The following is a 408-nucleotide window of genomic DNA, read 5'->3' on the forward strand; positions in this document are numbered from 1 at the left end:
TAAAACAACCAGTGTGGGTAAACTGGCTAAGTTTTTAAAAGAGCGCAAGAAAAAATCTGTGCTGGTAGTGAGTGCCGATGTATACCGTCCTGCGGCAATTAAGCAGTTAGAAACATTAGCAACAGAAGTAGATGTAGAATTTTTCCCAAGTGACATTTCACAAAAGCCAGTTGATATAGCACAAGCTGCTATTTCTCACGCGAAAAAGAAATTTATTGATGTGGTATTAGTTGATACTGCAGGTCGCTTGCATGTTGATAATGACATGATGGATGAAATCAAAGCGCTTCATGGTGCAATTAATCCAATCGAGACTTTATTCGTTGTTGATGCAATGACAGGTCAAGATGCTGCAAACACCGCGAAGCAGTTTGACGAAGCATTGCCAGAAACCGGTGTGAATTAAAC

Annotated in this window: 1 pseudogene; it reads left to right on the forward strand. The window is 40.2% G+C overall.

Annotated features, from left to right (window positions below):
* Positions 1–400: pseudogene (locus tag CWB66_RS22015) on the forward strand (signal recognition particle protein); the annotation flags it as partial.
* Positions 401–408 lie beyond the last annotated feature (8 nt).

Origin of the sequence: Pseudoalteromonas sp. S558 (assembly GCF_005886635.1) — a bacterium.
Taxonomy (GTDB): Bacteria; Pseudomonadota; Gammaproteobacteria; order Enterobacterales; family Alteromonadaceae; genus Pseudoalteromonas; species Pseudoalteromonas aliena.